Raw genomic sequence first — 17,610 nt, forward strand, 5'->3', positions numbered from 1 at the left:
GGGGTCCCGAGTTCGACTCTTGGTGCCGGCACCAGTTAAAGACTGATGGTGCCGCAAGGCATTTCAGTAAGCCGGTATAGCTCAGTTGGTAGAGCACCTGACTTGTAATCAGGGGGTCCCGAGTTCGACTCTTGGTGCCGGCACCAATTAAAAGCCCGATTGTGAAAGCAGTCGGGCTTTTTGCTTATGCTTTGATATTTTAAAAGCAGACCTTATAATACCGCGTTTCCATTTATAACAAAGGGCTGCCCGTCGGGCAGAACACACAACACCATGATTACCGTAAACACTTTGCAAAAAATGAAAGCAGAGGGCGAGAAAATCGCCATGCTGACCGCTTATGAATCCAGCTTTGCCGCGCTGATGGACAATGCCGGCGTAGATGTATTGCTGGTCGGCGATTCTTTGGGTATGGCGGTGCAAGGTCGTCAGTCCACTTTGCCGGTGAGCTTGCAGGATATGTGCTACCACACTGAATGCGTGGCTCGCGGCACTCAAAATGCCATGATTGTCAGCGACTTGCCGTTTGGCGCGTATCAGCAGAGCAAAGAGCAGGCATTTGCGGCGGCGGCCGAATTGATGGCGGCCGGCGCGCATATGGTCAAACTCGAAGGCGGCGTTTGGATGGCGGAGACCACTGAATTTCTGCAAATGCGCGGCATTCCTGTTTGCGCCCACATCGGCCTGACCCCGCAATCCGTGTTTGCATTCGGCGGCTATAAAGTTCAAGGTCGCGGCGACAAGGCGGAAGCGTTGCTCAACGACGCTAAAGCACATGATGCGGCAGGTGCGGCAATCGTATTGATGGAGTGTGTTCCTGCGGAATTGGCGAAAAAAGTGACCGAGACAGTTTCTTGCCCGACCATCGGTATTGGCGCAGGCGTGGATTGCGATGGTCAGGTTTTGGTGATGCACGATATGCTCGGCATTTTCCCCGGTAAAACCGCCAAATTCGTGAAGAACTTTATGCAGGGCAAAGACAGCGTTCAAGCTGCGGTCAAAGCCTATGTGGACGAAGTTAAAGCAAAAACGTTCCCATCTGTCGAACATACGTTTGCCGGATAAAATAAAAACCAGGCCGTCTGAAACTTATTTCAGACGGCCTTTTTGATGAATAAAAGCGTATAATCGGCGCGTGATTTCCGTTGATGAAACAGCGGAAAAGATAAAGGATTTTTCAAACCATGCAAATCATTCATACGATTAAAGAATTGCGCGAGTGGCGCAAAACTGCCGGAAAAGTGGCATTTGTGCCGACCATGGGCAATCTGCACGAAGGCCATCTTGCGCTGGTGCGCGAAGCGGAAAAACGTGCCGATAACGTTGTGGTCAGTATTTTTGTCAACCGCCTGCAATTCGGACAAGGCGAAGATTTTGACAAATATCCGCGCACTTTGCAGCAAGATGCCGACAAATTGGCAGGCGAGGGCGTTGCCGTCGTGTTCGCGCCTGATGAAAAAGAGCTGTATCCGAATGTGGAACAGCGTTTCAATGTCGAGCCTCCGCACCTGCAAAACGAATTGTGCGGCAAATTCCGCCCGGGCCATTTCCGCGGTGTTGCGACCGTTGTAACCAAATTGTTCAACATCGTTCAACCCGATACCGCCTGTTTCGGCAAAAAAGACTATCAGCAGCTGGCGATTATCAAAGGCTTTGTCGAAGACTTGAATTTAAATATCGAAATCGTCCCTGTCGATACCGGCCGCGCTTCAGACGGCCTGGCACTTTCCAGCCGCAACCAATATTTGAGCGAAGCAGAGCGCGCAGAAGCGCCCCGCCTCTATCAAGAGTTGCAAAACATTGCCGCCGCCCTGAAAAACGGCAATCTGGATTACGCCCAGCTCGAGGCCGAATGTATCCGCCGTTTGAGCGATGCCGGCTGGGTGGTTGATTACGTTGAAATCCGCCATGCACACAGCTTGGCAGTGGCTCATGTCGGCGATAAAGAATTGGTGGTGCTTGCCGCCGCCCGTTTGGGTACCACGCGCCTGATTGATAATTTGGAAGTGGATTTGGCTTAAAACCAAGCTACTGTTAAAGGCCGTCTGAAACCTGTTTTTCAGACGGCCTTTTGTTACAATAACGCTTTTGCGTTTCTAAGGCTTTTCCATGTCCAAACCCACCGTTTCCCCGATGATGCAGCAGTATCTCGCCATCAAATCGCAACACGCCGACAAGCTGGTGTTTTACCGTATGGGCGACTTTTACGAGTTGTTTTTGGATGACGCAGTGGAGGCGGCAAAGCTGTTGGACATTACCCTGACCACGCGCGGGCAGATGGACGGCGTGCCGATTAAGATGGCGGGTGTGCCGTTTCATGCGGCGGAGCAGTATCTTGCGCGACTGGTTAAGATGGGAAAAAGCGTGGCGGTATGCGAGCAGGTGGGCGAAGTCGGCGCGGGTAAAGGGCCGGTGGAGCGCAAAGTCGTGCGCATCGTAACGCCCGGCACGCTGACCGACGCGGCGTTTTTGGAAGACAAGGAAACCAACCGCATTGTGGCGGTGAACACGGATAAAAAACACGTTGCTATTGCGTGGGCTTCTTTGCAAAGCGGCGAATTCAAAACCAAGCTGACGACGGCGGACAAACTCGCCGACGAGCTGGCGCGTTTGCAGGCGGCGGAAATCCTGTTGCCTGAAGGTAAAAGTCTGCCTGACGGTTTTCAGGCAACCTCCGCCAACATCACGCGCCTGAACTCATGGCAGTTTGCCGCCGACGCGGGCGCGAAATTATTGACCGAATACTTCGGCTGCCAAGACCTGTACGGCTTCGGTTTGGACGGCAAGGAACACGAAGCCGCCGTCGGCGCGGCGGGCGCGCTGCTGAACTACATCCGCCTGACGCAAAACCTGATGCCGCAACACTTAGACGGCATTTCGCTCGAAACCGACAGCCAATATATCGGCATGGACGCCGCCACGCGCCGCAATCTTGAAATCACGCAAACCCTCTCCGGAAAAAAATCGCCGACCCTGTTTTCCATACTCGACGGCTGCGCCACCCACATGGGCAGCCGCCTCTTGGCACTCTGGCTGCACCATCCCTTGCGCAGTCGCGCCCACATCCGCGCCCGCCAAGAAGCCGTTGCCGCGCTGGGTTCGCAATACGAAAACCTGCAAGGCCGTCTGAAAAACATTGCGGACATCGAACGCATCGCCGCCCGCATCGCCGTCGGCAACGCCCGCCCACGCGACCTCGCCGCCCTGCGCGACAGCCTATTTGCCCTGTCCGAAATCGAATTGTCCGCCGAGGGCAGCAGTCTCTTAGAAACCCTCAAAGCCGTTTTCCCCGAAACCCTGCCCGTCGCCGAAACCCTCAAAGCCGCCGTGATGCCAGAACCCGCCGTCTGGCTCAAAGACGGCGGCGTCATCAACCAAGGCTATTGCGCAGAACTGGACGAACTGCGCCACATCCAAAACCACGGCGACGAATTCCTGCTCGAGCTCGAAGCGCGCGAACGCGAACGCACCGGCCTTTCTACCCTCAAAGTCGAGTTCAACCGCGTCCACGGCTTCTACATCGAGCTATCCAAAGTTCAAGCCGAACAAGCGCCTGCCGACTACCAACGCCGCCAGACCCTGAAAAACGCCGAACGCTTCATCACCCCCGAACTGAAAACCTTCGAAGACAAAGTCCTGACCGCGCAAGAGCAGGCATTGGCACTGGAAAAACGCCTGTTTGAAGCCCTGCTGAAAGAAGTTCAGACGGCCTTGCCGCAGCTTCAAAAAGCAGCCAAAGCCGCGGCTGCCCTCGACGTACTTTCTACGTTTGCCACCATTGCGGCAGAACGCGGCTTCGTCTGTCCCGAGTTCGCCGACTATCCGGTCATCCATATTGAAAACGGCCGCCATCCTGTCGTCGAGCAACAAGTGCGCCACTTCACCGCCAACCACACACGCCTCGACCACAAACACCGCCTCATGCTCCTGACCGGCCCCAACATGGGCGGCAAATCCACCTATATGCGCCAAGTCGCCCATATTGTCCTTATGGCGCACACCGGCAGCTTCGTCCCCGCCGATGCCGCCCAAATCGGCCCCATCGACCAAATTTTCACCCGCATCGGCGCATCCGACGACCTCGCCTCCAACCGCTCCACCTTCATGGTCGAAATGAGCGAAACCGCCTACATCCTCCACCACGCCACCGAACAATCCCTCGTCCTCATGGACGAAGTCGGACGCGGCACCTCCACCTTCGACGGCCTCGCCCTCGCGCACGCCATCGCCGAACACCTGCTGCAAAAAAACAAATCCTTCAGCCTCTTCGCCACCCACTATTTCGAGCTGACCAAACTACCCGAAGCCCACGCAACAGCAGTCAACATGCACCTCTCCGCACTCGAACAAGGACAAGACATCGTCTTCCTCCACCACATCGAGCCCGGCCCCGCCAGCAAAAGCTACGGTATTGCCGTTGCCAAACTCGCAGGCCTGCCCAACCGCGCCCTCAAAGCCGCCCAAAAACATCTGGACGAACTCGAAGCCCAAGCCGCCGCCAACCGTCCGCAGCTGGATATTTTCAGCGCCATGCCGTCTGAGAATGGGGCAGATGAGGAAGGGAAAGAACAAGAAGTTGAGCCTGTTGATCATTTGCAGGCCAATGAATTGGCTGAAGCTTTGGCGCAAATTCAGCCCGACAACCTCACGCCGCGCGAAGCCTTGGATGCCTTGTATCGCTTGAAAGAAATTTGCAACAAGGTGTCGTAAATAACTCAAAGGCCGTCTGAAACAGGAGAAACATATAATGAGTTTTGCTGACATTACCGTGGTTGGTATTACCGGTGCAGATTCTTATACCGAGGGCACGATGTATGCAATTATCCGCAGCTGTGCCGAATTGCCTGGAAGCCGTGGATTGCTGATCAGCCCGAGCTGTCCGCAAGGTTTGCCGGAAAATATCCGACATCAGCCTTGCCGGCCATTCGGTTATCTCGAATATAATCTGTTTGTTTTGTACCAACTGATGTATTACATCGATACTGATTATTGTTTGATCGTTCAAAATGACGGCTGGGTGTTGAACGGTCAAAACTGGCAGGATGCCTATCGGGAATATGACTATATCGGCGCACCTTTGCCGATTTTGTTGGAAACCGAAGCCGACGGGCAGTTTTTCCTGAAGGGAACCGACCAATATTTGGCCAAACAACATCTGATTCAGACTTCTCCAAATTTGGACGAGCCGCAGAATGGCGGTTTCAGCCTGCGCAGCAGACGGCTTTTAGCTATGCCACGACAACTGGGCTTAAATGTAGAAATCCGACCGCCTTTGCCGCCGAAAGACGAAAAAATTGCCGATATGGAATGGCTGATACGGCTGCACCACGAAGATATGTTTTTGACGGCGCAACACCGTTATAGATTGCAGGACTTGGGTCTGAAATTCGCGCCTCCGGATATTGCTACGCAATTCTCTTCAGAAGTACCGTTTATCAATCAAATGAGGAATGTCCCTTTAGAGCGCGTCTTTGGGGCGCATTGGATGGGCAATGTGGTCTTGACCGGCTGCAACCGTGTCCGGTTTGCCCAATTGAATGAGGATAAATTGGAAACATACTCCCGTTTTTTTAGAAATTTGGGTTATGAATGGGAATAAATTAAGGCCGTCTGAAAGTTCAGACGGCCTTTTTTAATGGCTGTTAATGTTGATGATGGTGGGCATGGCGTGCAGCCGCGCGTTTGGTACCGACAGGCACAATCAGCGTTGCGTAAGTATTGTCTTTCTGACATACGCTTTTATCGCCGTAATCGGTCTCGTTCACGACTTTGATTTTCCACAAGCCGTCAATCAACGTAATCACATTGACCACGCCGTTTTTATCGGTTTTGCCGGAGAAGCCTTGAGGCTCGCGGTGGTCATGGGTTGATTCCAAGTCCATTTCGGCCAAAGTGTCCGAGCTGGCGGTAACGGTGGCTTTAACCAAAGGCTCGCCTTTGTACAGGACTTTGACCGGCAAAATGCCGCCGGCTTTGACTTCGTTCGGATTTTGCAGCGGAACCAGTTCCAGCTCTTGGCCGATAGGGCGGGTCAATACCGCTTCATCGACTGCGCCGTTGCCCACTTGGACAAAGCTTTTGCCGAACATTTGTGCCTGTTCGCAATAGGTGGCACCGGCCAGTTGTTTTAAGGTTTGCTGTTTCCAGCCATCTTTGTTTTTCGACCAGAAAGTAGGCTTGTAGGTTGCGCTGACCCAGTAGGAACCTTCAGGCAAAGCAGCTCTGGAAACGTATTGATAGTTTTCGCCTTTATTTACCAAATCAACGGTTTTCTTTGAGCTGTCGGTCAATTGCAGCGGTTTGAAAATATGCACGCGGTCGTCGGCGATTTTTTCGACATTGGGGAAGTCATGGCTGTAACCCAAATCCGCATGCAGGATTTGGCCGGCAGGCTGATGTGTCGGTGCGGCCACCCAAACATCGTGCGCCTGTGCCGCTGCGCCTAATCCCAGCAATCCTAAAAGCATCCATTGTTTCATAGTTTCTACACTCCATTTTGTTGTTGAATGAAAGGCCTTGTATTTTGGCGAGTAGAAACATTACTCTTATTTGCATTTTTTGTAAATAATAAGAACTATATTTTTTAATTATAAATAATTATTTATATTGAATTTTCAGACGGCCTGACGTATTGGTAATGCTGTTTGCAACGTATGTTTATCTTGTATAAATAGCTGCTTTAATCTTTATCTGATTGATGTATATATAATTTATTGTGATTTTTGTCTGAGTGGGCATTTTTTTCCGACTTCCGCCCGGATTGTATATAACCAAAACTGATAAACGCGAAAGTAAACATTATTTCCAGTTTGCATCCAATCCCGATAAAGTGCTCCCATATTTTCAACAGGAGCCGATCATGAATATCCGTACGCTTTCTTTTGCCGCATTGACTGCCGCGCTGGCTTTGAGCGCGTGCTCGCCAAAAGCCGAACAATCCGCCGACAATGCTTCTCAAGCTGCCGGAGGTAAAGGAGGGGAAGTCAAATTGCTGAATGTTTCCTACGATGTCGCCCGTGATTTTTATAAAGAATACAATCCTTTGTTTGTCAAAGAGTTTGCCGCAAAAAACGGTGGACAGTCGGTTGAAGTCCAACAGTCGCACGGCGGCTCCAGCAAGCAGGCTTTGGCTGTCGCCAACGGTTTGGCTGCCGATGTGGTGACCATGAACCAGACTTCCGATATCGAGCTTTTGGTAAAAAAAGGTTTGGTCAAAGCCGATTGGAACACGCGCCTGCCGGATAATGCCGTGCCTTATACCAGCAACGTCGTTTTCTTGGTACGCAAAGGCAATCCGAAACACATCCAAGACTGGGGCGATTTGGCCAAAGACGGCGTGCAAATCGTTTTGGCCAACCCGAAAACCACCGGCAACGGCCGCTACGCCTTTTTGGGTGCGTACGGTTATGGTTTGAAAGTGAATAACGGCGATGAAGGCAAAACCAAAGATTTTGTGGCCGCATTGCTGAAAAACACGCCTGTGTTTGAAAACGGCGGCCGTGCGGCAACGACGACCTTCAGCCAACGCAATATCGGCGATGTCTTGGTTACCTTTGAAAATGAGGCTAACTACGTCAGCAAAAAGCTGACCCAAGACCAATTTGAAATTGTCTACCCAAGCTACACCATTCTTTCCGAAGCGCCGGTTGCTGTCGTGGACAGCGTAGTCGATAAAAAAGGCACACGCGCCGCTGCCGAAGCCTATCTGCAAAACCTCTGGAGCGAACCGGCCCAAGAGTTGGCCGCCAATCTTTACCTGCGTCCGCGCAATGCCGAAGTATTGGCGAAACACAAAGCCGATTTCCCTGAGATTGAGACGTTTAATCCGAATGAGAAATTTGGCCCGTGGGAAGAAATCATGAAAAAATTCTTTGCCGACGGCGGATTGTTTGACCAGCTTTCCAGTAAAAAATAAGGCTTGAATATAGAGGCCGTCTGAAACTTCAGACGGCCTTTTGTTACAATAAGCCTTTTTCTTATCCATCTTTTCCCATGTCTCAACGCAAAATCATCCATATCGATATGGACGCATTCTACGCTTCGGTAGAACTGCGCGAGCAGCCGCACCTGAAAGGGCTGCCCGTCGTTGTGGCGTGGGACGGCACGCGGTCGGTTATTTGTGCCGCTTCTTATGAGGCGCGCAAATTCGGCTTGCACTCGGCCATGTCGGTGGCAACGGCGAAAAGGCTGTGTCCGCAGGCGGTGTTTGTGCCGCCGCATTTCGATTTGTACCGCCAGGTATCGGCTCAGATTCATGCCGTGTTTCAGCGTTATACCGATTTGATCGAGCCTTTGTCTTTGGATGAAGCCTATTTGGATGTTACCCGAAATTTTGAAAATATCCCGTACGCCAGCGATGTGGCCAAACGCATTCGTGCCGAAATTTTTGAAGAAACCGGTTTGACCGCCTCCGCAGGTATTGCACCCAATAAGTTTTTGGCAAAAATTGCTTCAGATTGGCGGAAGCCAAACGGGCAGTTTGTGTTGCCGCCGCAAAAAATCATGGCGTTTTTGGAGAGCCTGCCGTTGGGTAAGATTCCCGGTGTCGGCAAAGTCACGCTGAAAAAGATGAATGCCCTCGGTATGCAAACTGCCGGCGATTTGCGCCGTTTTGAGCGCGGCGAACTTTTAAACCATTTCGGCCGCTACGGCTACCGCCTTTATGATTTGGCACGCGGTATCGACGAGCGGCCTGTCAAAGCCGAACGTGAACGCCTGCAAATCTCAACCGAAATCACCTTGCCCGAAGATTTGTCTTTGGAACAGGCTTCAAGCCATTTGCCGCACCTTGCCGAAGACCTTTGGCGGCAAATCGAACGCAAAAACGTCGAAGCCAAAGGCGTTACCCTCAAACTCAAAACCCACGATTTCCGCATTATTACGCGTTCGCTGACGTATTCTTCCGTCCTTCCCGACAGTGCTTCGCTGCTTCAGGCGGCGCATACTTTGCTGCAGCGCATACCGCCGCAACGCGAAGATGCCTTCCGCCTGATCGGTATCGGCGTGAGTCATTTGTTGCCGAAAAACCAGCAGCAGACGCTTTGGTTATAAAGAAATAGAAAAGCATTCTTTCCGTTTGAAGATAGGGCGCTGGACAATATCGTTCCATAACCATATCGACAGCCGTTTTAACAGGCCGTCTGAAAATTATTAGGAACAACCAGCCATGTCTTTATTCCGCCCTCAATTCTGGAAAATCCCCGAAATCAGCGATGACGAACGCCGCCGCCTGCCTGAGTTGGCGGCTGCTTTGGAGCACCGTTTGCAAGACATTGCCGCACGCTATCCGCAAGCCGTCTTCGCATCCAGTCTTGCGGTTGAAGATATGGTCATTACCGATGCCGTGTGCCGTCTGAAACTGCCCATACGCATCATCACGCTCAATACGGGCAAACTCAATCCCGAAACCGCCGCGCTGATTGCCGAAACCAATGCGCGCTATCAAACCGAATTGGAAGTGTTTTATCCCAACCAGCAAACCGCCGATGAATTTGAAGAGGAATTCGGCACGACCGCCATGTACGACAGCGTCGAGTTGCGCCGCCGTTGCTGCCATATCCGCAAAATCGAACCGCTTAACCGCGCTTTGCACAACGCCCCCGCATGGCTGACCGGACAACGCCGCAGCCAGTCGGAAACGCGCAGCGAATTGAATTTTGAAGAGCTGGATACGGGTCGCAACATCGCCAAATTCAATCCTATTTTCGATTGGGAAGAGCAGGATGTTTGGGCATATGCGCACGAGCACCAAGTTCCGCTCAATGCGCTTTATCATCAGGGCTATCCCAGTATTGGGTGCGAACCCTGCACGCGTCCGGTCAAGTTGGGCGAGAATATCCGCGCCGGGCGATGGTGGTGGGAAAGCAAAGACAGTAAGGAGTGCGGTTTGCACAAATAATCAAAGGCCGTCTGAAAACGTTTCAGACGGCCTTTTTGACGATTTAACAAAATGATTTATCAGGAATTTGTTTTCCGCTCAACGAAAGTAGAGAGCAGGGCAGTATCGATGTCCCATTTCCAAATGCCTTGTTCCGAGCCGTCCATGCCGCGCAGGAAGAGGTAGCGGATGGCGATTTTAGGCAACGGCTTGCCGCGCAGGGCATAGTAGCGCGCAATGGCAACGGCGTAGATTAGGGCTTGCAGGTAGTAGTGATGATGCGCCACGGCTTCGTTCATCTCCTGTTGCGTGTAGGCGCTTGCATCGTTGCCCAAATGGTTGGATTTATAGTCGATTAAAACGACATTGCCGTCTGAATCTTGGCAAACCATATCGATAAAGCCGTTTAAATAGCCTTGCAAATCATGGAAATCAAGTAGTTGCGCGGCTTGGACGCATTCAGGCGGCAGGTTTGCTTCGCTTGAGGCAAACCAACGGCGCAAGTCGTCCAGTTTGAAATCGTCCATGTACAGGGTGAACCCCATTTCGGGCAGGCGTTGGGCCGGCGGAATCTGCGACAGGCTCTCGTTGATTAAAGGTGTCAGGCGGCAGGTGTCAAGCATGGCACTTACCGTTGGCAGCCATTTGTCTTCAAAGCTGTGGCGTTGCAGAACTTCGGCAATCATTTCGGATTGGCTCTCGGCAGAGGCGGCGAAGTCGAGTTTTTCCAACATTTCATGCAAACATACGCCGGCATTGGTGCCGCGGGGGAAATGGTGGATATCGAGGCCGTCTGAAAGTGGGGGCGGCAGGTTTTCAGACGGCATGGCACGGTCTGCGCTTTCTGCCGGATCGATGGCAGGTTGCAAAGGCTCGTGTTGTTCGTCGGTTGACTTGGTGTGCCGGCTCAAACCGGTAAAGCTGGTGTGGCGGATAAAGTCAAAATTGCGGCGTTTAATGCTATGTGCGCTCAAGGCTTGGTCTTGCTGGCGGCTGTATTGATAGACGGTTTCCAGCAGGGCTTCTTCCGTGAATGCAAACTCCGTATTTTCAGGCGCGTTTTTGATAAAGCGTTGCCAGTTGGTTTTAAGCATTTCTACAACGTCTGTCGCGCTTTTATAGCTTTGGCTGACGCTTTCGCGGCCTGCATCTGGCAAACCTTCGAGCAGATAGGCAAAAGGATTGTTTGGCGTACAGTTTTTGTTGGCGGCGGCGTAGATGTTGAGCTGTTCTTCGGCGCGGGTAAGGGCAACATAGAGCAGACGCAAATCTTCTGCCGTCTTTTCGTCGGCAAGATGGCTTAGTTCTGCTTCCGAGGTTTGAGATTTGGCCAGCAGCTCGGTTTCGTGGTTTTCAGTATGCAGGATTTTCCAGTTTTCTTTGGAATTGTCTTTGGTATCCCACGCGAAGGGGCAGTAAACCAAAGGATATTGCAAACCTTTCGACGCGTGCATGGTAACGATTTTGACCAATTTTTCATCGCTTTCAAGACGGATGGTTTGCGCGTCTGACGGGAAATGGCCGCTGCGCGCACGGCTGATTTGTTCGTTCAGCCATTTATGCAGGGCGGCAGGGTTGCGGCTTTGGCTGTCTTCTTCGGCCAACAGCTCCAAAATTTGGTAGTAATTGGTCAGGCTGCGCTCGTTGCCGCCTTTGAGCAGGCGTGTTTCGATGTCATGTCGGGCGGCAAACTGCTGCACGGCGGCAAAAATACCGCCTTTCCGCCATTTTTCCATGGCCTCGGCTGACGACTCCAGCCATTTCAGCAGCTGATGTTCGTTATGGTTGAGTTCGTAAATCTCTTTGGCGGTATAGCCGAACAAAACGCCGGTCAAGACAAAGCGCAGCCAGTCGGTTTGCCTTGGGTTGAGCCAAAAGCCGATCAACGCGGACAGCGAGTCGGCCTCGGCGGAATCAAAAACGGACTGGCGCGACAGCAACACGCTTTGGATACGGCGCTGTTTCAGTTTTCCGGCAATCATCGCAGCTTCGTTGTTGGTACGGACCAAAACGGCAATATCTCCGGACTCCAGCGCGCGGCCTTTGAAGTTCAGACGGCCTTCGGCTGCTTCATTGAGCGCAAAGGCAATTTCATCGGCGCAATATTCGGCGGCGCGGCCACGTAAAATCTCTTTGCCGGTTTGATCGTCCGTATTGAGCCAGCGCACTTGGATGGCGGGGCGGTGTGGCGACAGCCGGCTTTCGGCACGGCTGGCGGAGACCTCGCTGTAATCGATGTTTTCCAACACGAAGGGGTGTTTTTTTTGTTTGAACAAGGCGCTGATGCCGTTGATCAGCTTGGCATGGCTGCGGTAGTTGACGGCGAGTGTGTAATGCCTGTCCGCATCTTGCGCGGCTTGCAAATAGGCGTAAATGTCCGCACCGCGAAAGCTGTAAATCGCCTGTTTGGGGTCGCCAACGAGAAACAGCGGGCAGCCTTGTTCGATAAAAATTTGGCGGAAAATTTCGTATTGCAGCGGGTCGGTATCTTGGAATTCGTCAATCAGCGCGATTTCCCAGTTTGCCGCTGCCGCTTTTGCCAATGCGTTGCCGTGTTCATTGGTGGTCAATGCCTGATGGACGTCTAGCAGCAAATCGTCAAACACACGCTCGCGGCGTGATTTTTTTTGTTCGGCAATGGACTGATTGATGTAGGAAAGGAGGTCGAGTTGCAGGCAGATGAAGACTGCTTCTTCCGCGCTTTTCATTGCCTGCAAATCACGACCAAGATTAGCCAAGGCTTGCAGCTGAATAATTTCCGGCGTATCGGCATCGGCTTTATATTCTTTTTTCAGTTTGATGTTGAGCGTGTCGATACTGAAGAGGCTTAATTTTTCCAGCGTTTGTTTGCTCAGGCGGGGCAGACGGTTGGATTCGGCGTTTGTTTTTAAATCGGTAAAAACATTTTCAAAGGTATTTCTTCTGTAGGTTTGGCCGTTAAGTTTGGGAAAAATTGCCCAAAACGCTTTTTCCAAGTCTTCCAACTGGCCGCAAATTTTTTCCCATGTTTCTTGAAGCTTGGCTTGGGCTTCTTGCAAATCGCCTTCAGGCCGTCTGAATTTCAGATAGGGGCGGCCGGTATAGCTTTTGATTTCGGCAAGCATTTCTTCGGGTGTGCATTTTCGGTCAAAAACCAATTGTGCCAATGTGGTATCGGTTGCCACTTTCTGCCGCCAAAAGTCCTGCGATGGAATCAGCAGCCTTTCGCGCGAGTCGTCCGACAGCTCGACATCCAAAGGTGCGCCGCACAAAAACGCGTAATCGCGCAAGACGCGCTGACAGAAGCCGTGGATGGTGTAAATCGAGGCGTTGTCAAACTGGCTCAGCGCGGCTTTGAGGCGGAGAATCAGGCGATGGCAGCTTTCCTGTCCATCTTGCTCGCCTAAAGCCAAAGGAATCAAGTGATTAAGAAAGTCATCGGGGGATTTTTTCTCTTTTTCGTAATATTTGTTCAGGCCGTCTGAAATATGTTCCGGCTCGCCGCCCAAGGTTTGGATTTCGTTCAAAACCTGCAACACTTCGTCCAAACGCGCGCGCAAACGGGTTTTCAGTTCTGCCGTCGCCGCTTTGGTAAAGGTAACGACCAGAATTTTCTCGATGTCTTTTTTTTCTAAAACAATCAGTCGGGTAAAAAGCGCGGCAATGCCGTAGGTTTTACCCGTACCGGCAGAAGCTTCGATGAGGTTGGTACCGTCGATGGAAAGTGTGAGCGCGTCAAAAGGAAGGGCGGAAGACATGGTTGGAACGGAATAATATTAGCGAGGCATTATCATAACAGAGATAGTGTGTTGTTTTGCATTGATGATAAAAATGCCGTCTGAAAACTTTCTGTTTTCAGACGGCATGTCTTAATGGCTATTAAATGACTTCAATAGTGCATCTTAGTAGCGCAAACGGCGTCTGGCGTAGCTTGGTTGGCGAGGACGGTAGGTATAACGGTTCGCCGCAGGAGCTTTACTGTCGTCATAGTAGTACGCAACATTATTACCGTTAATGGTCGTATTGTTGACGCTCAAACCAGTTGGAGAGCCGGTAGTGATAACAACATTGTCGCTTTGGATGGTGTTTGCCGTATTGGTTACGGTGGCGTCGTTTTTACCTTTGGCGTTGATGCCGCCGTTTGGTTTGCCTGAAGCGTAGCTGCCGTTGACATTGACGGTCAGATTTTTTTCGTTAACGCTGCTGATCGCGCCGGAAGTATTGACTTTGTTGCCTTCTACTTCAACGGAGTTATTGGATACCAGGTTGGTACCGTGCAGGTTGACGTCGCCGTTGTTGGCATTGATTTTAATATCGTTGCCGGCCGCTACATTTGCGCCTGCGGCGGTAGAAGACGCGTTATCGGTTTTGTTGACGCCGACAGAGCCGTTGACGTGAGGAACGGCAACACCGGTTTCAACATTGATTGTCGCGCCAGCGCCGATACCGACATTAACGGCTGTACCTTGGTTGGAGGCAGTATTGGCTGATTCGGTGAAGGTTACGCCGTTGCCTGCGGTAATGTTGACGTTGTTGTTGGCAGTAATGTTGGATGCGATTTCAGCAGAGTCTTTGGCGTTGATGACAACATTGGTCGCATTCATATCGCCTTTGACGGCGGTAGATTCTTTTTTGTTTTCATCAGCGTAGTTGACGTTCAGGTTGGCATTCACATCAACGTTTGAACCGTCTTTGGTGTATGCGCCGACAGTCAAAGAAGCGCCTCCTTGTTTACTGCTGCTGTTGCTGGTGTTGTGGGCGGCAGTGTTGTGGTATGAACCTGCATCAATGTTGATCGCACCGGTAACATCATATTTTGTACCTTCATCAGACACTTTGTCATTTGCCAAAACGATGGCATTGCCTGCGTTGATGGTGGTTACGGTTGCAGTGGATTCATTGTGGGTCGAAGAGTTGCCTTGACCTTGTGCAGTGATTTCACCGCCGATGCCTTTGTTGGTGCTGATGCCAACAGAAACGACCAAACCGCCGCCGTTTTGTTTCACATCGGATTTCGCACCGCTGTGTGCCGCTGCATGGGTAACGTTTTTGGCAGATTCAACCACATTGCCAGTCGCATTAATCACGGTACCTTCTTGATTAATATTGCCGTTGGCAGTGATGGTGGTATTACCGCCGGTGTTGATGTTGGATACATGGGATGTATTCGTTACGGTAGTTGCATCTGTTTTGGTGCTGGTAATGCCGACAGACAAGCCGATGCCTGCAACGTTATTTTTTTCGTATGCAGTAGCAGATACGCCCAAATCGGTTACGCGGCCGGATTCGGTCACAGTGTTGCTGCCTTTGGATGCAACAATATTGACGTCATTGGCTGCGGAAATGTTGACGGATTCTTCGCCGTTGACTTGGCTGCCGCTGACGGTAACGTTTGAGTTGGAAGACAACTGGGTGTTTTTACCGGTCAAAATGCTGCCGTTCAGACCGACAGAATGGGTGTCGGTGTGGGTATCGGTAAATTTGATACCGGCTTTGGCAGTCACGCTGCCGTTTTCTTTATTGGTTTCGATACCAGAGTAGCCTTTGATGGAATACTCGTTGACCTGTTTGTTTTCTACTGCTTTGGCAGCATCAATGGTCAAATCGCCTGCGGAAGAGAGTTGCAGTTTTTGTGCCGCAAACAATGCAGAACCGATTACATTGATGTCCTTGTTGGAAACAACGGTCAGGTCGGCATTGGAAACCAGGGTTGAACCGGTTACTTTTTCAATGCTGCTGTTGCTGCTGGTTTTAGAGGTAGTGATATTGAAAATCGTACCTTTACGCGCGCTTTGTGAGGAAGTATCGGTGCTGGTGGCGTTTTTAATATCAACATTGCCTGCTTTGGAGCTGACGAATGTACCGGCTTGGCCTTCAACGGTACTGCCGTAAACGTTGACGCCGTTTTTTGCACCCAAGACTACGTTTGAGTTGGCAGTAATGCTGCTGCCGTGCAGGTTTTCTGTACGGTTGTTTTGAACTTGGCTTTCTCCGCCGAACAGGCCGCCCCAGTATTTTTTCTGGTCATCGAGGCTGTTGGTGTTGATGGTGGTTTGAGTACCCAAGTTGATCTTGTTGACATCGGTAACGACATTGCCGTTTGCCGCGATGCTTGCGCCGTAAGTGCTCAAATCGCCTTCGGAAATCAAACCGATATCACCGGCTGCAGAGATTTTGGTTTGATGGGCGGTAGAGTTTTTTGAAGATTTTGTAGCGATACCGGTTTTCAGAGCGGCAGTTTCGTTTTTGAAGCTGACATAAGTCGAGCTGCTGTCGGTTTCACTGTTGCTGCTCAATACGATGCCTTGTTGGGCGGCAATGCGTGCATCAGCAGCCGAGGTCAGTTCGGTCGCGTCCAGTTGGACTTTGCCAGTGGTCGCAATATTGACAGAACCGGCATTGATTTTGGTTTGATGCAGGCTTTCGTCAGCAGAAGAGCTCAGGTTGTTGTTGTACCACAGGCCTTTGCTTTGAGTATGGTCGGATTCTATACGGTTGGTTGTTTTTACCGCGTTAGAATTGATATTGCCCGTGGCAGATGCGGTCAGCGCACCGGCATTGATGTTGGCCGCGCTCAGGTTGAGGCTGCCGCTATTGTTCAAAGTCAATGACTCGGATGCATTGATATTGCTGGCGGTAAAGGTTTCCGTTTTGTTGCGGTCTGAACGGAAGTGCTGAACATTTTTCGCCTCTTTGCCGCTGGAAGATTTGTTAGCAGAATGGCTGGTAACCGTGCCTTTGATGTCGGTATCGCGGGCAAACAATTCCATTTGTGCGCCGGTCAGATTGGCAGACTGGATGCTCAGGTTGCCTTTGCTGTCGATATTCAGGTAGCGGGTGCCGGTAATGGCGGCATTTTGAATGTTTTGTTTGGCGCGTTTGTCGGTCGCGTGGATGCGGATAGTACCTGCGCGCATACTGCCGAAGATATGACCGTCAAGCACCGGCGCATTTGAAGCAGCGTCCAATGTTTCGATTTGTGCGGTTTTGTAGTCGAAGTTGCTTTTGCCTGAAGAAACGTTGATGGCATCGGCGGCATTAACGTTGGCTGATTTGCCGACTACAACTTGCGGCGCGAGCAGGTCAACTACGTGGTTGCCGCTCAAATTGCCGTTTACTTGCAGTTGTTTGCCATTGTCGCTGATATTGAAAGATTTCAACGCGCCGTCTGAAACGGTTGGCGTACCGACAACCAAGGATGCGCGGTTGGCATTCAGGATGCTGCCGCCGTTGTGGGTAATGCCGTTAGGGTTTGCCAAAACATAGTCTGCGGCAATACCGAAGATCTCTTGCTGACCTAAGATCAGAGAAGGGTTTTTGCTGACCACTTCATTCAAGATCACAGATGCGGCCTGACCTTGGAAGTTTTTATTGGCAGACAGGTTTCCAGCCAGTTGGGATTTACCGGCAGACAGGGCGTTATTCAAAACGGCACCGTGTTGGGAAACGTTGTACTTGTTATATTGGTTGTGAGAAAGACCTTGAGCCGTCGGTGCGGCAATGTTGACGATGTCAACATTGCGTTGCTGCTGTACCGAAGTTTGGCCGATGGCTTCGATATTGGCCGCCACCGCTGCATTTCCCAGGAATGCAAAGCACACGGCGACAGTTACTTTGCCGGAAGCTGAGAGCTTAGGCTGATATAAAGTGTCGATTTTCATGGATTTTAATCCTTATTTATCGTGATGGAGATTGAATCAGAAATCCCATATCGGGTATGGTATTTCTGTTGAGGAAATTTTGAATGTATTAAC

At 51.2% G+C, this 17,610-nt stretch carries 10 protein-coding genes and 1 tRNA gene; 8 read left to right on the forward strand and 3 right to left on the reverse strand.

The annotated features are described in order from the left end of the window. The first annotated feature begins 70 nt into the window (after positions 1–70). From HMPREF2865_RS09120 to HMPREF2865_RS09140, 5 genes are all read left to right on the forward strand, one after another. Positions 71–146: transfer RNA gene (locus HMPREF2865_RS09120), tRNA-Thr, on the forward strand. 127 nt (positions 147–273) lie between these two features. After that, positions 274–1,065: a 3-methyl-2-oxobutanoate hydroxymethyltransferase gene (panB, locus tag HMPREF2865_RS09125; RefSeq protein WP_004521070.1), complete on the forward strand. Its 792-nt coding sequence runs from the start codon at positions 274–276 to the stop codon at positions 1,063–1,065. Positions 1,066–1,184: 119 nt separating this feature from the next. Further along, positions 1,185–2,021 carry a pantoate--beta-alanine ligase gene (gene panC, locus HMPREF2865_RS09130; protein WP_070646810.1) on the forward strand — a complete coding sequence of 279 codons (837 nt, stop codon included), beginning with the start codon at positions 1,185–1,187 and terminating at the stop codon, positions 2,019–2,021. A gap of 88 nt (positions 2,022–2,109) precedes the next feature. Further along, complete coding sequence (gene mutS, locus HMPREF2865_RS09135; protein WP_070646811.1) at positions 2,110–4,710, forward strand: DNA mismatch repair protein MutS; 2,601 nt, start codon at positions 2,110–2,112, stop codon at positions 4,708–4,710. A gap of 37 nt (positions 4,711–4,747) precedes the next feature. Beyond that, entirely contained in the window at positions 4,748–5,599 is an 852-nt protein-coding gene (locus HMPREF2865_RS09140) for a DUF5672 family protein (RefSeq protein WP_070459920.1), read from the forward strand. 43 nt (positions 5,600–5,642) lie between these two features. On the opposite strand, the gene HMPREF2865_RS09145 is transcribed toward HMPREF2865_RS09140, so the two are convergent. Then, positions 5,643–6,479: a DUF4198 domain-containing protein gene (locus tag HMPREF2865_RS09145; RefSeq protein WP_070646812.1), complete on the reverse strand. Its 837-nt coding sequence runs from the start codon at positions 6,477–6,479 to the stop codon at positions 5,643–5,645. Between the two features lie 386 nt (positions 6,480–6,865). On the opposite strand from HMPREF2865_RS09145, the gene HMPREF2865_RS09150 reads away from it, so the two are divergent. The 3 genes from HMPREF2865_RS09150 to HMPREF2865_RS09160 all read left to right on the forward strand — a co-directional run bounded on the left by HMPREF2865_RS09150 (position 6,866) and on the right by HMPREF2865_RS09160 (position 9,898). Beyond that, the gene (locus HMPREF2865_RS09150) at positions 6,866–7,915 is read left to right on the forward strand and encodes a sulfate ABC transporter substrate-binding protein (RefSeq protein ID WP_199901837.1); all 1,050 of its coding nucleotides are present in this window, start codon (positions 6,866–6,868) and stop codon (positions 7,913–7,915) included. 77 nt (positions 7,916–7,992) lie between these two features. Further along, the gene (gene dinB, locus HMPREF2865_RS09155; protein ID WP_070646813.1) at positions 7,993–9,051 is read left to right on the forward strand and encodes a DNA polymerase IV; all 1,059 of its coding nucleotides are present in this window, start codon (positions 7,993–7,995) and stop codon (positions 9,049–9,051) included. Positions 9,052–9,166: 115 nt separating this feature from the next. Continuing rightward, entirely contained in the window at positions 9,167–9,898 is a 732-nt protein-coding gene (locus tag HMPREF2865_RS09160; protein ID WP_070646814.1) for a phosphoadenylyl-sulfate reductase, read from the forward strand. Positions 9,899–9,957: 59 nt separating this feature from the next. Here HMPREF2865_RS09160 and recB read toward each other — a convergent pair whose 3' ends face one another. Continuing rightward, positions 9,958–13,614, reverse strand: coding sequence for an exodeoxyribonuclease V subunit beta (gene recB, locus HMPREF2865_RS09165; RefSeq protein ID WP_070646815.1), 3,657 nt, complete (start codon positions 13,612–13,614; stop codon positions 9,958–9,960). 144 nt (positions 13,615–13,758) lie between these two features. Next, positions 13,759–17,517: a hemagglutinin repeat-containing protein gene (locus tag HMPREF2865_RS09170; protein WP_070646816.1), complete on the reverse strand. Its 3,759-nt coding sequence runs from the start codon at positions 17,515–17,517 to the stop codon at positions 13,759–13,761. Between the last annotated feature and the right edge of the window lie 93 nt (positions 17,518–17,610).

The organism is Neisseria sp. HMSC073G10, from assembly GCF_001812605.1.
In the GTDB taxonomy this organism is placed as follows: Bacteria; Pseudomonadota; Gammaproteobacteria; order Burkholderiales; family Neisseriaceae; genus Neisseria; species Neisseria subflava_A.